The following is a 17,145-nucleotide window of genomic DNA, read 5'->3' as shown; positions in this document are numbered from 1 at the left end:
ACCAATTCGACGGATTTTCGGGAGACTCTCGCGCTCCCGCGATCCATATAGTTAACTATTAGCACTCATTAGACCTTCGGGAGAGCACGGAGAGAGCACTGTGAAGATCGTTGTCTGCGTGAAGCACGTGCCCGACGCCACGGCGGACCGCACCTTCACCGAGGAGGGGAGCACCGACCGCGAGTCGGTCGACTCCCTGCTGTCCGAACTAGACGAGTACGCCGTCGAGCAGGCCCTGCGGATCGCCGAGTCGGGCGTCGACGCCGAGATCAGCTACCTCACCGTCGGCCCCGACGACGCGAAGGACGCCCTGCGCAAGGCGCTCGCCATGGGCGGCGACTCGGCGACACATGTGAGCGACGAGGACATCGAGGGCAGCGACGCGTTCGGGACCTCACTCGTGCTGGCCAGGGCGATCGAACGGCACGGCTTCGACCTCGTCCTGTGCGGGATGGCCTCGACGGACGGCACCATGGGCGTCGTACCGGCACTGCTGGCCGAACGGCTCGGAGTCCCGGCCGTCACCCATGTCGAGGAGCTGACGGTCGAGGACGGCACGGTCACCGGCCGCCGCGAGGGCGACTCCGCGACCGTCCGGGTCCAGGGCACGCTTCCGGCCGTCGTGTCGGTGACCGACCGTTCCGGCGACGCCCGCTACCCCTCCTTCAAGGGGATCATGGCCGCGAAGAAGAAGCCCCTGGAGACCCTCGACCTCACCGACCTCGGCATCGACGCCGGGCAGGTGGGCCGGGCCGGTGCGCGGTCGGCCGTGGACACCACCGCCAGACGCCCGCCGCGCTCCAAGGGGGAGATCGTCGCCGACGACGGTACGGGCGGCGCCGGGCTGGCCGCGTTCCTCACCGCCAAGAAGTTCGCCTGACCACGCCTCCACTCAGCACCGTGCGGCCCCGCCCCGCCCCGAAACCGTTCCAACAGGAGGAGTACAGCACCGTGGCCGAGATCCTCGTACTCGTCGATCACACCGACGGCGTCGTGCGCAAGCCAACCCTCGAACTACTCACTCTGGCCCGCCGGTTGGGCGAACCGTCGGCCGTCTTCCTCGGACGGAACGCGGACTCCGCGACCGAGACGCTCGGCCGGTACGGAGCGCACAAGGTGTACGTCGTGGACGCCCCCGAGGTCGACGAGCTCCTCGTCACTCCGGCCGTGGACGCGCTCACCCAGATCGCCGGGAGCACCGGCCCGGCGGCGATCCTGCTGCCCTCGAACCCGGACGGCAAGGAGACCGCCGCGCGGGTCGCGCTCCGTCTGGAGTCGGGGCTGATCACGGACGCCGTAGACGTCGTCGCCGGTGAGGACGGCCCGGTTACCGAGCAGTCCGCGTTCGCGGCGACGTACCAGGTGACGGCCCATGTCACCCGGGGCATCCCGGTGATCACGGTCAAGCCGAACGCCGCGGCCCCCGAACCGGCCCCCGTCACACCCGAGGTCGAGAAGTGGGACGTCACCTTCGGCCCTGCCTCGGCCGCCGCCACGGTCCTGTCCCGCTCGCCGCGGGAGCGCGGTGATCGGCCCGAGCTGACCGCGGCCGACGTCGTGGTCTCCGGGGGCCGGGGTGTGAACGGCGCCGAGAACTTCGCGGTCATCGAGCGCGTCGCCGACACACTGGGCGCGGCCGTCGGGGCGTCCCGCGCCGCCGTGGACGCGGGCTGGTATCCGCACAGCCACCAGGTCGGCCAGACAGGCACCCAGGTCTCCCCGCAGCTCTACCTCGCCGCCGGCATCTCGGGGGCGATCCAGCATCGCGCGGGCATGCAGACCTCCAAGACCATCGTCGCGGTCAACAAGGACCAGGACGCCCCCATCTTCGAGCTGGCCGACTACGGCGTCGTGGGCGACCTCTTCCAGGTGCTCCCGCAACTGGTGGAGGAGATCGAGCGGCGCCGAAGCTGATCTCCACCCCTTCCGGCCTTCCACCCGGAGGTCGATACGATTAAAATCGCTAACTGATTACATCCATTGACCCGAAGGAGCGCCATGACGAAGATCTGGGTCAACTCGGGGGACTCCCACGTGATGGAACCCGACGACCTCTGGATCCGGGCGCTGCCGCCGCGCCTCGCCGACCGAGCGCCGCGCAGCGAACGCGGTGACAAGTACGAGGTGCTCTACATCGACGGCGAGCGCATCGACCGCCAGCTGAACGACTTCATGGACGCCATGCGGCCGCCGGGCTCCCGGGACCTCGACGTCCGGCTCAAGGACCTGGACCAGGAGGGCGTCTGGGGCCAACTCGCCTTCCCCTCCATGGGGTTCTGGCTGTGCTCGATCACCGAACGGGAGCTCGCGCGGGAGACCGTACGGGCCTGGAACGACTGGGCACACTCCGAAGTCCTCGGGAAGCAGAAGCGCATCATCACGCCCGCCTGCGTCTCGACGACCAACATCGAGGACGCGGTCGCCGAGGTCGAGCGGGTCGCGGAGATGGGCTTCCAGTCGGTCTTCCTGCCGTGCTCCACCCGGCCAGGTGAGGAGTACGCCCTCGACCTGTGGGAGCCGCTGTGGACCGCGGCCGAGCGGGCCGGTGTCGTACTCGGCTTCCACATCGGCACGGGCGGCGAGAACGTCGTCTTCCGTGGACCCGGCGGCGCCGTCGTCAACTACATGGAGACGACCTACCCGGGCATGCGCGTCGTCTCGCACATGGTCGCGGGCGGTGCCCTGGACCGTCACCCCGACCTCAAGATCCTCATCGCGGAGGGCGGCGCCGGCTGGGTGCCCGCCATCGGCGACCGGATGGACGAGGCCTACCGCCAGCACGGCATGTTCGTACGGCCGAAGCTGAGCCGGCTGCCCAGCGAGATCATCAGGCAGCAGGTGTACGCCTCCTTCCAGCACGACAAGAGCTCGGTGGAGATCGTCGAGGCGACGGGCTACCGCAATGTGATGTGGGGCGACGACTACCCCCACCTGGAAGGCACGTACGGGCACACGCAGTCCACGCTGCACGAGCTCTTCGACGGCGTGTCCGACGAGATCCGCGAGCGCGTCACGCGCGGCACCTTCAACGAACTGTTCCGGCTGCCCGAGCAGACTCCCCAGGAGGCGGCCGTCTGAGCGGCGTCGGCGACGCGAGGACCCCGGACGTAACAGTGACCACTCCCCCGTATCCCGAGGACCTGGAACAGCCCGCGTATCCCGATGACCTGGAACAGCCTGGACTCGTCAGGACCGGGCGGTCGACCTTCGTCCGGCCCATCCGGCCGGAGGACGCCGACCGTCTGGTCGCCTTCGTCGGCGGCCTGTCGCGGGCGACCCTGGCCTACCGCTCGCTCGGCCCGGTGATCCGGGCGCGCGACGACGTGATCCGGCGCGGCGCGTACGTGGACTACCTCAACGAGCTGGCGCTCGTCGCGCTGGCCGGCGACGAGATCGCGGGCCTGGTGCGGTACGTCCGTGACGCCGAGGACCCGGACCACGCGGAGGTCACCTTCACCATCCGGGACGACGACCAGAGCGAGGGCTTCGGCAGGCTGCTTCTGGAGCACATCGCCGCTGCCGCCCGCGCCCGGGGCATCCGGGTCCTCAAGGCCGACGTCCTCGCCGACAACACCCGCATGATCAACGTGTTCCTCGGCTCCGGCTACCGGGTCGAGTCCGGGCCGCCCGGCCAGATCGTCCACTTCGACATCGCCGTCGACCCGCAGGCCCAGGCGGTAGCCCGGGCCGAGCGCCGCGAACACACGGCCGTACGACGCTCCCTGCGCCCCCTGCTCGAACCCCGGTCGGTCGCGGTGATCGGCGCCAACCGGCGCCCCCTGACGATCGGTCACGAGATCGTGGCCAACCTGCTGCGAGGCGGTTTCCGCGGCAGCGTGTTCCCCGTCAATCCACGGGCCGAGCAGGTCGCGGGAGCCCGGGCGTACCCGAGCGTCCGGGAACTGCCCGAGCCGCCGGATCTGGCGCTCATCGCCGTACGGGCCGAGGCGGTGCCCGAGGTCGTACGGGAGTGTGCGGCGGCAGGTGTCAAGGCGGTGGTCGTCGTCTCCACCGGCTTCGGCGAGACCGGTGCGGCCGGGCGGACGACCGAGCTGGAGCTGTCCCGCTTCGCCCGAGCCTCCGGGATGCGGCTGGTGGGCCCCAACTGCATGGGCGTGGTCAACACGACGCCCACGGCGAGGCTGGCCGCGACGTTCTCGCCCGCTCTGCCCACACCCGGCCGGGTGGCGATGTCCAGCCAGTCCGGGCCGCTGGGGCTCGCGGTGCTCGACTTCGCCCGGCGGCTGCGACTGGGCTTCTCCGGGTTCGTATCGGTGGGCCACGCCGTGGACGTGTCCACCAACGACCTGCTCCAGTGGTGGGAGGAGGACCCGGAGACCTCCGTGATCCTGCTGCACGTCGAGACCTTCGGCAATCCACGCCGGTTCGCGCGCATCGCCCGCCGGGTCGCGCCGCGCAAGCCGATCATCGCGGTCCACCCGGGTCACGCGCACACGACGGGTCACGTGGACTCGGGAGTGCGAGGAGGCCCGGGACATCGAGGGGATTCAGCTGGGCATGCGGATCCGACAGGTCCGTCGGATTCGGCGGTGAGTTCACTGTTCGCCCAGTCCGGTGTGATCCGTACGCGCAGCCTCCAGGAACTGTTCGACGCAGCGCTGCTGCTCGCCCACCAGCCTCCCCCGCCCGGCAACAGGGTCGCCGTGATCACCAACGCGGGCGGGCCCGCGGCACTCACCGTCGGCGCATGCGCGGCGAGCGGCCTGCGCGCGCCCCGGTTCGGCGAGCGCACCCGGGAGACGCTCCGCGCGGCCCTCGGCCCAGGGGCGGAGGTCGCCAACCCGGCCGACCTCACCCCCATGGCGACCGCCGCGCACTACCGGCAGGCACTCGACGCCGTACTCGCCGACGACGAGATCGACGCCGCCATCGTCCTGTTCATGCCCCCGCTGGCGGACAAGCCCGACGAGGTGGCGGCGGCGATCCTCGACGCTGCCGAGGCCGCGCCGTCGAAGCCCGTGGTGGCGAGTTTCCTGGGCGGCGCGGGCGTCGCCGACCTCCTCCACCGGGGCGAACTCGTCGTCCCCACCTACGCGTTCCCCGAGTCGGCGGCAGCCTCGCTCGGGCATGCGGCGGCCTACCAGGCGTGGCGGAGTACGCCCGCGGGTGTCGACCCGGATCTCCCCGGAGTCGACACCGACCGGGCCAGGTCGCTGCTCGCCGGATGCGCTCCCGGACCCGTACCGGCGCGTATCGCCGCCGAGTTGCTGGACTCGTACGGGATCGCCGTGCGGGACACCGAACCGGGCCCCGGGCCGGGCTCTGAACTGGGCTCTCGGCTGGGTTCTGGCCCGGACGCGTTCCTCTCCGTCGGCGCCGACCCGGTGTTCGGCCCGGTGATCGCCTTCGGCCTCACCGGGGACTACGCCGACCTGATGGCGGACGTCGCCCACCGGGTGACCCCGCTCAGCGACCGCGACGCCCGGGAGATGGTCCGCTCGTTGCGAGCGGCTCCGCTGCTGGACGGCAGGGTGGGCGGCCCGGGCGTGGACCTCGCGGCGCTGGAGGACACCGTCCTGCGGATCTCCGCGATGGTCGAGGACCTGCCCGAGATCGAGGCGATGGAGCTGCGTCCGATCCGGCTGCTGCCGCCCGGGGACGGGGTCTGCGTCACCCGCGCGACGATCCGGCTCGCCGACGAAACAAGGAAAGGTGACCCCTCGTGAAGGTTGGCATCTACTTCGACATGCGCAATCCCCCGCCCTGGAAGCAGAGTTGGTCCCGGGTCTACGGATTCGCCCTGGAGATGTGCGAGGAGGCGGACCGGCTCGGCATCGACTCGGTCTGGTTCTCCGAACACCACGGCTTCGAGGACGGATACCTCCCGCAGCCGCTCACCATGGCGGCAGCCGTCGCGGCCCGCACGAAGCGGATCCGCCTCGGTACCGCCGTCATCCCCGCCCCGCTGCACGCGGCCCCCGAGATCGCAGAACAGGCCGCGCTCGTGGACATCATCAGCGACGGCCGTCTGGACCTCGGGCTCGGCACGGGCTATCGCGTGCCCGAATACCGGCTGTACGACGCCGACCTGACCAAGCGCTACTCCACGACCGACCAGCGGGTGCGGGAGATCCGCGGCCTGTGGGCCGAGTCCCTGGTCATGCCCGGCCCGATCCAGGACCCGCTGCCGATCTGGCTCGGCTACCAGGGCCCGCAGGGCGCCCGCCGGGCCGGCCGGCTGGGCACCGGGCTGCTGTCGCTCAACCCCGCGCTGCTGGAGCCGTACCGGGAAGGGCTCGCCGAGAGCGGCCACGACGTGTCGGCGGGCCGGATGCAGGGGTCGTTCACCACGTTCGTCACCGAGGACCCGGAGGCCGACTGGCCGGTCGTCCGCAAGCATCTCTCCTACCAATGGGACAGCTACCGCCGGTACATGGTGGAGGGGACCGACCAGCCCGCCCCCCGTCCGATCAACCCCGAGAAGTGGCGCGAGACGGGGTTGAGCGCGACCGGCGTCGGTCAGTTCCTGTACGGCACACCGCAGGAGACCGCCGAGGCGATCAAGGCGTACGTGGCCGGTCTGCCGGTCGAAGGGGTCTTTCTGTGGGCCTCGCTGGCCGGGATGCCCGAGGAGATGGTCGCCCGCCAGGTCCAGCTCATCGCCGGGAAGCTGCGCCCGCTGCTTGCCGATGTCTGACACGAGGAGTTCCGCCATGTCGACCAGGGGAACCGGAAAGACCGGCGTGCCGACGCCGAACGGGCACTGGGCGGGGTCGGGCCTGTCGGAGCCGCCCCGGACCGCCGGGGGCGTGACCCTGTGCGGTGGGTGTCGCGCCGCCGGTTCCTGTCGACTCGGCGTCGAGCGCGAACGGCTCGACGAGGACGGGGTGGCGAGGTTCGAGCTGAGCTGTCCACGCTCCCACGAGGGCGGTCCCGATGTCGCGCACGGCGGCTGGACGGCAGCCGTCCTGGACGACTGCCTCGGCCATCTCCCGTTGCTGCACGGTGTGATGAGCGTGACGGCCAAGCTGACGGTGAGCTTCGTGAAGCCGGTACCGGTGGAACGCCCCCTGGAGCTGCGGGTGTGGGCCGACCGGAGGGAGGGCTCACGCTGGTACATCGCGGGCGAGTTGACGCTGCCGCCGGGCGGAGCGGTACTGGCCCGCGCCTCCGGGATCTGGGTGACGCGCGACCAGGGCCACTACGTGCGGCACGCGCAGTGGCTGGCCGGACAACAGGGCGGAGACGCCGAGGACCGGTGAGACCGACAGGCCCTGCCGAGGACGCCGGGAGGGGTCGGTCAGTAGGACCGCAGGCCCATGCTGCGGGCGATCCCGTTGCGCTGGATCTGGCTGGTCCCGCCGGAGATCGTGGCGACGATCGACTCGCGGTAGCGGAAGCTCATCACGCTCTCGGTCGAGAAACCGTGCCCCGCGCAGACCTGCATCCCGAGCCTGGCAGCGGCCACGTACGTCTCCGAACCCTTCAGCTTCGCCATCGAGCCCTCGCGGGTGCACGGCTTGCCCTGCGCGAGCAGCCAGGCGGCACGGTACGCGAGCAGCCGGGCGGAGTCGATCTCGGTCTGCAGATCGGCCATCGCGTGGGCGAGCGCCTGGAAGTTGCCGATCGGACGGCCGAAGGCGTGGCGGGTGCGCGCGTACTCCAGCATCTCGTCGAGCGTGGCCTGTGCGGCGCCCAGGTATCCCCCGCTGATGATCACCTTCTCCAGTTCGATGTTGGAGAGCATGACCTTCCAGCCCTCGTCGCGCGGCCCGACGAGGTTCTCCTTCGGTACGAGGGCGTCGTTGAAGAAGATCTCGTTGGTACCCAGGATGTGCCGGGCCAGCGTGGGCGTGCGGCGTACTTCGACGCCGTCGCTCGCGGGGTCGACGAGCAGCAGGCTGATGCCGCCGTGCTTGGGCTCGCGGGGTCCCGTGCGCACATAGGTCGCGATGGTCGTGTCGGGGAGCCCGCCGCCGGTGCACCATGCCTTCTGGCCACGGACGAGGAAGTGGTCGCCGTGGTCCTCCGCGGTGGTGCGCAGCGCGGCGGCGTCGGAGCCGCTGTCCGGCTCGCTGAGGCCGACGGCGAGCCGGTGGCGTCCGGTCATGACCTGCTCGCGGATGAAGTCGCGCTGCGCCTCGTCGCCCCACCGGAAGACGGTGATTCCCGGGATGAGGACGCCGATGTAGCACATGGCGACGTCGAAGCTGGCCCGCCCGAGTTCCTCGGCGATCAGGACGAGTTCGAGCGGTCCCCCGCCGTCGCCGCCCTCCTCCTCGCTGAACGGCAGCGAGAACCAACCGAGTTCGGTCATGCCCCGGAACAGCTCGGGCGGTACGACGCCCTCCTCGTCCCACTGTTTCGCCTTCTCGGCCGGGCACACATCGGCGACGAACTGCCGTGCCGTCGCGCGCAACATGTCCTGCTCGTCGGTAAGCCCGAAGTCCACGGCCACTCCTCGCCACCACTAGCCTATTCATCTATCTAATTATTCTATGTTAGCGGATAGAGGCGAGGGTGGGTACTCACAGGTGAGGGCTGCACCAACTCCACCGAACCCGCGGGAGGGCGGGGCAACTGCCGGCAACCGCGCCCTCGGCCCGGAAAGATCGCGGGCATGGCATTACACGCGAACCAGACCCGCGCCCTGTCCTTCGACGCCGTTGCCGCGCAGTACGCCGCCACCCGCCCCGACTATCCGCCCGCCCTCTTCGACGCCGTGGAGGAGCTCACCGACCGACCACTGACCGGCGCCGACGTGCTGGACTGCGGGGCCGGCACCGGTATCGCCACCCGGCTCCTGTGCGAGCGCGGGGCCCACGTCGTCGCGATGGAGCCGGGCGCCGGTATGGCCGCGGAGCTACGACGGACCGAGCCCGAGGCCCCGTTGGTGCGGGGCGAGGGGAACCGCCTGCCCTTCGCAGCCGGCAGTTTCGACGTGGTCACCTACGCGCAGGCCTGGCACTGGACCGACCCGGCCCGCTCCGTCCCCGAGGCGTTGCGCGTGCTGCGCCCCCACGGCGTACTGGCCCTGTGGTGGAACCAGGCCGACATCCGCGTCCCCTGGGTCGCGCCGGAGGAGGACCGGCTCGCACCCTTCACCCGCGGCTTCCCCACGACGGTGGCCGAGTTGCTCGCCCCGTTCCCGGTCCGGGTGGACACCCGTGAGATCACCTGGTCGCGCCGGATCACCGTCGAGGAGCACATCCGCAACCTCGCCACGCACTCGCACTTCGTGGTCATGGGCTCCGCCGAGCGGGCCGAACTCCTCGGCGCGAACCGCACCGCGCTGGCGCGGCTCTTCCCCGACGGCGAGCTCGACGAGCCGTACCGGTGCGGCCTGACCGTCGCACGACCGGCCATCACTCAGGCCTGATCAGAGCCGGGAACCCCGGGGCACGAGGGTCGCCACACGCACCCCCGCGTTCACGGCCGCACCGCAAAGTAAGGTACGCCTAACTTCAAGATGATGTTCCATGTGCAACCACTCGCTGGGCGCACGTACGTTGGGAGTCGACCTTGCCGCACACGATCGACACCGCAGGGAACGGGCCGGACGCCGCGACCGAGGAGGGCTGGGCCGAGCTGGGGTCGGGCGCCGAGTTGCGTGAGCTGCTGGGCGAGCCCTGGCCCATAGTGATCGAGAAGGTTCACGACCAACTCACCGACAAGGACCGGGACATAGTGGCCCGGTCACCCTTCTGCCTGCTGGCCACGTCCGACGCGCGCGGCAACTGCGACGTCTCGCCGCGCGGGGACGCCCCGGGTTTCACGCACGTCATCGACTCCGGCACGCTCGCCCTGCCCGACCGGCCGGGGAACCGGCGGGGCGACAGCTTCCACAACATCCTCGACAACCCGCACGCCGGCCTGCTGTACCTGATACCCGGCAGCAAGGAGGTCCTGCGGGTCAACGGCCGGGCCCGCATCCTCACCGATGCCCCGTTCTTCGACGCCATGAAGCTGGACGACCAGCGCCCCACGCTGGCCCTGGTCCTGGAGATCGACGAGATCTACCTGCACTGCCCGCAGTCGCTGCGCCGCTCGGGAGTGTGGAATCCGGCGTCGTGGCAGACCGGCTGAACCGGTACCGAGGCACCCCTCTCAAGATCAAATTAGGGTAGGCTAACCTTCACCGCGTGAGATCTGGTGAAGAAGCAGCCGACACCCCTCGTCTGCGCGGTCATGAGCTGTCGGCCACGGGTGTGACCGTGTCGTACGACGGCGTCGACGTCGTACATGACGCCGCGGTCGCGCTCCGGCCCGGTGAGGTGACCGTGCTGGTCGGTCCCAACGGCAGCGGCAAGTCGACGCTCCTGCGGACGATCGCCCGGTTGCAGCGGGGCCGTCACGCCACGCTCAGGATCGACGGCGACACCGACGGCCTCGCCCTGAGTGCCCGTGAGTTCTCGCGCCACGTCGCGCTGCTGACCCAGGGCCGCCCCACGCCCAGCGGACTGACCGTGCGGGACGTCGTCGAGTTCGGCCGCTACCCGTACCGCGGCCGCTTCGGCCGGCCCGATCCGGACGCGTCGGCCGCGGTCGACCGGGCGCTCGCCCTGACCGGTGTCACGGACCTCGCCGAGCGGGGCGCCGACCACCTGTCCGGCGGCCAGTTGCAGCGGGTGTGGCTCGCCAGTTGCCTCGCCCAGGAGACCGGCGTGCTGCTGCTCGACGAGCCGACGACCTATCTCGACCTGCGCTACCAGATCGAACTCCTCGACCTCATCCGCGACCTGGCGGACGACCACGGGATCGCCGTCGGAGTCGTCCTGCACGACCTCGACCAGGCGGCGGCCATCGCCGACCGGATCGCGCTGCTCGAAGCGGGCCGGATCGTCGCCGACGGCCTGCCCGAGGACGTCCTCACACCGGAGCGCCTGACCGCCGTCTACGGCATCCGGATCGACGTCGACACAGACCCCCTCACCGGCCGGCTGCGCACCCGCCCGATCGGCCGCCACCACACACGAAACACTCGAACCGAAAGGCTCGGCACCACCTCATGAGACGCCTCCTCCTCACCGCGGCCGCCACCACCGCCGCGGCGCTCACCCTTGCCGCCTGCGGCACCACCGAGCCCGCCGCGGACAAGTCCGACAAGAAGTCGGAGGCCATCACCCTCACCGACGGCACCGGCGCGAAGCTCAAGCTCGACGGCCCGGCCACCAAGGTCGTCGCCACCGAGTGGAACGAGGTCGAGAGCCTCATCACGCTCGGCGTCGACCCCGTGGGCGTCGCCGACGTCAAGGGCTACAAGACCTGGGACACCGCCGTCCCGCTCAAGAACGAGCCGAAGGACATCGGCACGCGCGGCGAGCCGAGCATGGACACCGTCGCCTCCCTCTCGCCCGACCTCATCGTGGCCTCCTCCGACCTGCCGCCCGCGGCCGTGAAGCAGCTGCGCAAGATCGCCCCGGTGCTGGGGATCAAGTCCGCCGACGCCTCGGACCAGGTCGGTCAGATGCTGGAGAACCTCGACCTCATCGCCAAGGCCACCGGCACCACCGACAAGGCCAAGACGGCCCGTGCGACCTTCGAGGCCAAGGTCGCCGAGGGCAAGAAGGCCCTGGCCGACGCCGGTCTCGACGGCACGGACTTCGCCTTCGCCGACGGTTACGTCACCTCCAACCAGGTCTCCCTGCGCCCGTACACCAACGGCTCGCTCATCGGGGCCGTCAACGAGCAGATCGGCCTGAAGAACGCCTGGAAGGTCAAGGGCGACGCGGCCTACGGCCTCGGTACCACCGATGTCGAGGGCCTCACCGCCCTGCCGAAGGACGTCCAGTTCGCCTACATAGGCAACGACGGCGACAAGGGCAGCACGCCCTTCACCGGCGCGCTGGCGAAGAACGCCGTGTGGACGTCCCTGCCGTTCGTGAAGGCCGGCGACGTGCACCGACTGCCCGACGGCATCTGGATGTTCGGCGGTCCCGAGTCGATGGAGGCGTACATCGACGCCGTCGTCGACGCGCTGACGAAGTAGACGACGTAGCAGGAAGCAGAACTAGAAGCAGACGAAGCAACGGAGCCATGGCCGTCACCACAACGCCTCCCGCCGTCACCCGTCCGCCGACGGCCGCGTCCCGGACGGGCGCGGCCGCGGTGACGGCCGGGCTCGTCCTCCTGGTCGCCGTCCTCGCCGTCGTCGACATCACCCAGGGCACCGCCGCCGTCGGACCGGCCGAGGTGTTCAAGGCCCTGACCGGGCAGGCCGATCCGGCCGACGCGTCCGTCGTGATCGCCTCCCGGCTGCCGCGGATGACCGCCGGCATCCTGGTCGGCGTCATCCTCGGCGTGGCGGGCGCCGTGCTGCAGGCCGTCAGCCGCAACGTGCTCGCCGCTCCCGACACCCTCGCCGTGAACGCCGGTTCGTATCTGGCGCTCGGACTGGTCGGCGCCACCGGCGTCTCGCTCCCGCTGCTCGCCTCCTCCGGGGTCGCCTTCGCCGGCGGGCTCCTGGCCGCGGCCGTCGTACTCGCCCTGTCCGGCCTCGGCACGGGAACCGTACGACTGGTCCTCGCAGGCACCGCGCTGACGCTGGGCCTGACCTCCATGACGGAAAGCCTGCTCCTGCTGTTCCCCGAGCAGACCGAGGGCCTCTACCAGTGGAACCAGGGCAGCATCAGCCAGAACGGCTTCGACGGTGTCCTGCAGATGCTGCCCGTCGCCCTGATCGGGCTCGTCGGCCTGCTGCTGACCGCCCGTCGGGTCGACGCACTCGCCCTCGGTGACGACGCCGCGCGCGGACTGGGCGTCCCGGTCCGCGCCACCCGCGTGACCGTGGTCGTACTGGCCACGCTGCTGTCCGCGGCGGCGGTCACGCTCGCCGGGCCCATCGGCTTCGTCGGCCTGTGCGCACCGGCCCTGGTGCGTCCGCTCGCCCGCCGGTTCCGGGGCCTCGTCCGCACCCGTACGAACCTGCCCGTGGCCGGCGTGGTCGGCGCGGGCCTGGTCCTCGGCTCGGACGTGCTGCTGCGGGCCCTCGTGCCCTCGGACACGGCCGTCGCCGTCCCCACCGGCGTCGTCACCAGCCTGATCGGCGCCGTGTTCCTGGTGGTGATGGCCCTGCGGGTGCGGGACACGTTCGGGGCCGAGGCACCGGACCGGTTGCGCATCCCCAGCCGGACGGCGTTCCTGGTCGCGCTGGCCGCCCTGGTCGCCGTGGTCGTCGGCGTCACGATCGCCGGCGCACTGCTGGGCGACAGCAAGCTCCTGCTCGGCGATGTCGTGAACTGGGCGCAGGGGCGGGCCGGCCAGACCGTGTCCTTCGTCCTCGACACCCGGATGCCCCGGGTGCTCGCGGCCCTGTGCGCGGGCGCGGCGCTCGCCCTGGCCGGCACGCTGGTGCAGGCCGTGACCCGCAACCCGCTCGCGGAGCCGGGGGTGCTGGGCGTGTCCGGCGGAGCCGCACTGGGCGCCGTACTCCTCGTCACCACCGTGCCCGTCGCCGGCACCTGGAGCGTGGCGGGAGCCGCGTTCGCGGGAGCCGCGATCACCTCCGTCATCGTCTTCGGGCTGGCCGCCCGGGGCGGCTACCAGCAGAACCGGCTGGTCCTCGTCGGCATCGGCATGGCCGCCGGAACGACGGCACTGGTCAGCCTGCTCATCGTGCTCACCGACCCGTTCAACGCCACCAAGGCGCTGACCTGGCTGTCCGGTTCCACGTACGGCCGGACCATGCCGGACGTCCTGCCCGTCGCGCTCGTGCTGGTGCTGGGCCTTGTCGTCGCGGTCGCCCGGCGCACCGAGCTGGACCTCATCTCCCTGGACGCGGACACCCCGCGCCTCCTCGGCCTGCGGCTCTCCCCGGCCAGGCTCGGCTTCCTGGTGGTGAGCGTCCTGCTCAGCGCGACCGCCGTCGCCTCGGCCGGCACCATCGGCTTCGTGGGCCTCGTGGCCCCGCACGCGGCACGTGCCCTCGTGGGCCGACGGCACGTACGGGTCGTGCCGGTCGCCGTCCTCCTCGGCGCCGCACTCGTGTGCACGGCCGACCTCCTCGGCCGCACGGTCATCGCCCCCGCCCAACTGGGCGCCGGCCTGATGACTGCGGTCATCGGCACCCCGTACTTCCTGTATCTGCTGGTACGAAGCCGGCGCTAGCCCCGCGGGACCGTGTACTCGCGGTCCCAGGTGCGGTGGATGGGGCTGGGCAGCGTCCGGGCCTGCGTGAAAAGCTCACTCCGGGTGGAGCCGGACGATCACGTACGGCGGCCACCGTACGAGACACGCACGACGAGAGGTGGCGGCATGCGCATCGGACTGCTCGGTACTGGGCCCTGGGCCGACATGGCTCACGCTCCCGCCCTGAGCGGGCATCGCGAGCTGGACTTCGTGGGGGTGTGGGGCAGGAACGCCGACGCGGCCAAGGCGCTGGCCGACCGTCATGGGACACGCGTGTACGAGGATGTCGACGCCCTCCTCGCCGAGGTGGACGCGGTCGCCATTGCCCTGCCTCCGTCCGTGCAGGCACCGCTCGCGGCGCGCGCCGCGCGGGCCAACTGCCATCTGCTGCTGGACAAGCCTCTCGCGGCGACCGTGGAGGAGGGGCGCGCCGTCGTCGAGGCGGTCGAGCAGGCCGGCGTCGCCTCGGTCGTCTTCTTCACCAGCCGCTTCCAGTCCGAGATCCAGGCATGGATCGCCGATCAGGCCGCTACGGAGGGCTGGTTCACCGCACGGGCCGAGTGGCTCGGCGCCGTGTTCACGAGCGACAGCCCGTTCGCCGCGTCGCCGTGGCGGCAGGAGAAGGGCGGCCTTTGGGATGTCGGCCCGCACGCCCTGTCCGTGCTGATGCCGGTGCTCGGCGATGTCGAGCGCGTGGCCGCTGCCGCGCGGGGCCCGAAGGACACCGTCCACCTGGTGCTCCATCACGTCAGCGGGGCGTCGAGCACCCTGACTCTCAGTCTGACGGCCCCGCCCGCGGCCGCCGGAGCGGCCGTCGAGCTGCGGGGCAAGGCCGGGGTGACCGTTCTGCCTGGGTCCGCCGAAGGGGCGGTCGAGGCTCTCACCCGGGCCGCCGACGCCCTCCTCGAAGCCGCCCGCACCGGTCGCCCGCATCCGTGCGACGCCGCGTTCGGCCTGCGGGTGACGGAGATCCTCACGGATGCGGAAGCACAGCTGGGTACCGCTCCCCAGGTCCGCTGAGAGCGCTACGGAGCTGAATCGCCGGCGTGTGCCTAACTCCCGGCACACGCCGGCGCGTCCGCGTCGAGGGACAGCGGGCTGCCCTTGGGGACGAGGTAGGTGACGTACAACTCGACCGGCTCGGTCCCGAGGTTGCGGCCGACGTGGACGTGACGGGACCCGGCCGGCTCGATGAACGATGTGCCCGCCTGGCTGACCTCCACCGAGCAGTCCTGCAGCGTGCGGGTGAGTGTGCCCGACTTGACGACGGCGATGAGCTGGCCCGGGTGGTAGTGCCAGCCCGTCGTGCCGCCCGGCGCGATGGTGATGGACCGGACTATGACGTCCGTGCGCCCCTTGGCCTTGACCTTCAGTGTTCCGGCCGAGGTGCCCTGGGCGAGGATCGTGCCGGTGACCCCGCTGCCGGGAGTGGCGAGCGCGGAACTCGACCCGAAGGCGAGTGCGGCCGCGCAGCCGGTCATGACGAACGTTCTGCGGACCTTGCCCAGCCGAGACGTGCTGCTCACGGGGATCCTCCTCCGGATCGCCCAACTCGTCGGCCCTTCCGACGAGTTGGGCCCGACAGGCTCACTGCCCCCGCGCATCGCCGTCCACACCCGGTGGCCCGGATCGGTCCGGGCCACCCGTGTGCTCACGGGACCGCGTACGCCCGCGCCCCTCGCGTCACCCGTTCTCGGTGCGCTCCCGGATCTGCTCCGGGGTCAGGTACGCCCTCGTGTGCTCGAAGTCCCGCAGCTTCGCGGACGAACGGGACAGCAGTCCGGTAGCCACGAAGTCGTGACCGGCCACCGCGTTGAGCGCCCAGTTCGTCGCCACCCGGACCTTCGCCACATTGGTGCGAAGCGCCGACCAGTGGTAGCCGCGGGCGACGACCTGGGCGGGCAGGCCGCGCAGCTCGAAACCGAGCGGCTTGGACACGGCGTCGAGGCCACCGAGGTCCACGACCAGTCCCAGATCATTGTGGACGTACGGGGTCATCCGCTGCCCGCGCAGCGACGCGATGACGTTGTCGGCAACGTGCTTGCCCTGGCGCATCGCGTGCTGAGCGGTCGGCGGGCAGACGGCGCCCTCCGTGTCCTTGGCCTCGTCCGGTACGGCGGCGGCGTCGCCGAGCGCGAAGACGCCGTCGTGGCCGGGCAGGGACATCTCCGAGCTGACGGCCAGCCGCCCCTTGACCGTCTCGGCGCCCAGGGTGGCCATGAGCGGGCTCGCGGCGACTCCGGCGGTCCAGATCAGCGTATGGGTCGGGATCACCCGGCCGTCGGTGAAGGTGACCTCGTCCGGGCCGGCCTTCGCGATGGAGACGCCCAGCGAGATGTCGATGCCCCGCTTGCGCAGGATCTCCTGGGCGCTGCGGCCGAGCTTGTCACCCAGCTCGGGCATGAGCTTCGGTGCGATGTCGATCAGGTGCCACTTGATCAGCTTCGGGTCGAGCCTCGGGTAACGCTTGACGGCGTTCTGCGTCAGGCGCCGCAGGCACGCGGCGGTCTCCGTACCGGCGTAGCCGCCGCCGACCACCACGAACTGAAGGCGCGCCGCCCGCTCGGCCTCGTCCTGACTGGCGTCGGCGAGGTCGAGCTGCGAGATGACGTGGTCACGGAGGAACGCGGCCTCGGCGAGCGTCTTCATACCGCGGGCGTTGTCGGTGAGGCCCGGGATGTCGAAGGTGCGCGTGACGCTGCCCGGTGCCAGCACGATCTGGTCGTACCGCTCGTTCACGATCTCGCCCGTGATCTTGCGGACGACGCAGACCTTGGCCTTCGGATCCACACCGATGGCACCACCCGGGATGATGCGGGTGCGGTACTTACGGCTGCGGCGCAGGGACACGGCGATCGACTGCGGGGTCAGCACTCCGGAGGCGACCTGTGGGAGCAGGGGCAGATAGAGCTGGTAGGAGACCGGTGTCACCAGCGCCACGTCGGCCTCGTCGGATCCGAGCCTGCGCTCCAGACGCCGGACGCATCCGACTCCCGCGAAGCCCGCTCCCACCACCAGGATCTTCGGTCGTACCACGATGTCCATCCCTTCACCGGC

At 71.0% G+C, this 17,145-nt stretch carries 15 protein-coding genes; 12 read left to right on the top strand and 3 right to left on the bottom strand.

From position 1 onward, the window contains the following. The first annotated feature begins 118 nt into the window (after positions 1-118). The 6 genes from O3Q52_RS04560 to O3Q52_RS04535 all read left to right on the top strand — a co-directional run bounded on the left by O3Q52_RS04560 (position 119) and on the right by O3Q52_RS04535 (position 7,223). Positions 119-880: an electron transfer flavoprotein subunit beta/FixA family protein gene (locus tag O3Q52_RS04560; RefSeq protein WP_269647496.1), complete on the top strand. Its 762-nt coding sequence runs from the start codon at positions 119-121 to the stop codon at positions 878-880. A 71-nt stretch (positions 881-951) separates the two neighbouring features. Further along, on the top strand, positions 952-1,914 hold the full coding sequence (locus O3Q52_RS04555; RefSeq protein WP_269647475.1) for an electron transfer flavoprotein subunit alpha/FixB family protein: 963 nt from the start codon (positions 952-954) through the stop codon (positions 1,912-1,914). Positions 1,915-1,998: 84 nt separating this feature from the next. After that, entirely contained in the window at positions 1,999-3,078 is a 1,080-nt protein-coding gene (locus tag O3Q52_RS04550) for an amidohydrolase family protein (RefSeq protein WP_269647474.1), read from the top strand. Between the two features lie 35 nt (positions 3,079-3,113). After that, complete coding sequence (locus O3Q52_RS04545) at positions 3,114-5,687, top strand: GNAT family N-acetyltransferase (RefSeq protein ID WP_269647473.1); 2,574 nt, start codon at positions 3,114-3,116, stop codon at positions 5,685-5,687. Further along, positions 5,684-6,658: an LLM class flavin-dependent oxidoreductase gene (locus O3Q52_RS04540; RefSeq protein WP_269647472.1), complete on the top strand. Its 975-nt coding sequence runs from the start codon at positions 5,684-5,686 to the stop codon at positions 6,656-6,658. Before O3Q52_RS04545 ends, O3Q52_RS04540 begins: the two co-directional genes overlap by 4 nt. 16 nt (positions 6,659-6,674) lie before the next feature. Beyond that, the gene (locus O3Q52_RS04535) at positions 6,675-7,223 is read left to right on the top strand and encodes a PaaI family thioesterase (protein WP_269647471.1); all 549 of its coding nucleotides are present in this window, start codon (positions 6,675-6,677) and stop codon (positions 7,221-7,223) included. A 38-nt stretch (positions 7,224-7,261) separates the two neighbouring features. On the opposite strand, the gene O3Q52_RS04530 is transcribed toward O3Q52_RS04535, so the two are convergent. Beyond that, positions 7,262-8,413 carry an acyl-CoA dehydrogenase family protein gene (locus O3Q52_RS04530; protein ID WP_269647470.1) on the bottom strand — a complete coding sequence of 384 codons (1,152 nt, stop codon included), beginning with the start codon at positions 8,411-8,413 and terminating at the stop codon, positions 7,262-7,264. 168 nt (positions 8,414-8,581) lie between these two features. On the opposite strand from O3Q52_RS04530, the gene O3Q52_RS04525 reads away from it, so the two are divergent. The 6 genes from O3Q52_RS04525 (at position 8,582) to O3Q52_RS04500 (ending at position 15,108) form a co-directional block, all read left to right on the top strand. Further along, positions 8,582-9,340, top strand: coding sequence for a class I SAM-dependent methyltransferase (locus tag O3Q52_RS04525; RefSeq protein ID WP_269647469.1), 759 nt, complete (start codon positions 8,582-8,584; stop codon positions 9,338-9,340). 143 nt (positions 9,341-9,483) lie between these two features. Next, on the top strand, positions 9,484-10,047 hold the full coding sequence (locus O3Q52_RS04520; RefSeq protein WP_269647468.1) for an MSMEG_1061 family FMN-dependent PPOX-type flavoprotein: 564 nt from the start codon (positions 9,484-9,486) through the stop codon (positions 10,045-10,047). Positions 10,048-10,103: 56 nt separating this feature from the next. Then, positions 10,104-10,973: an ABC transporter ATP-binding protein gene (locus O3Q52_RS04515; RefSeq protein WP_269647467.1), complete on the top strand. Its 870-nt coding sequence runs from the start codon at positions 10,104-10,106 to the stop codon at positions 10,971-10,973. Beyond that, entirely contained in the window at positions 10,970-11,950 is a 981-nt protein-coding gene (locus O3Q52_RS04510; RefSeq protein ID WP_269647466.1) for an iron-siderophore ABC transporter substrate-binding protein, read from the top strand. Before O3Q52_RS04515 ends, O3Q52_RS04510 begins: the two co-directional genes overlap by 4 nt. Further along, positions 11,881-14,067: an iron ABC transporter permease gene (locus O3Q52_RS04505; protein ID WP_269647495.1), complete on the top strand. Its 2,187-nt coding sequence runs from the start codon at positions 11,881-11,883 to the stop codon at positions 14,065-14,067. The genes O3Q52_RS04510 and O3Q52_RS04505 overlap by 70 nt, the downstream gene beginning before the upstream one ends. Positions 14,068-14,214: 147 nt before the next feature. Then, positions 14,215-15,108: a Gfo/Idh/MocA family protein gene (locus O3Q52_RS04500; RefSeq protein ID WP_269647465.1), complete on the top strand. Its 894-nt coding sequence runs from the start codon at positions 14,215-14,217 to the stop codon at positions 15,106-15,108. 32 nt (positions 15,109-15,140) lie between these two features. On the opposite strand, the gene O3Q52_RS04495 is transcribed toward O3Q52_RS04500, so the two are convergent. Then, positions 15,141-15,569 carry a cupin domain-containing protein gene (locus O3Q52_RS04495; protein WP_269647494.1) on the bottom strand — a complete coding sequence of 143 codons (429 nt, stop codon included), beginning with the start codon at positions 15,567-15,569 and terminating at the stop codon, positions 15,141-15,143. 202 nt (positions 15,570-15,771) lie between these two features. Then, positions 15,772-17,133 (bottom strand): NAD(P)/FAD-dependent oxidoreductase, encoded by a 1,362-nt coding sequence (locus O3Q52_RS04490; protein WP_269647464.1) that lies wholly within the window; start codon positions 17,131-17,133, stop codon positions 15,772-15,774. Positions 17,134-17,145: the final 12 nt, after the last annotated feature.

The sequence above is a fragment of the Streptomyces sp. ActVer genome (assembly GCF_027270795.1).
GTDB lineage: Bacteria > Actinomycetota > Actinomycetes > Streptomycetales > Streptomycetaceae > Streptomyces > Streptomyces umbrinus_A.
The sequence above is the reverse complement of the archived record's forward strand: the minus strand, read 5'-3'. Positions and strand labels throughout refer to the sequence as shown.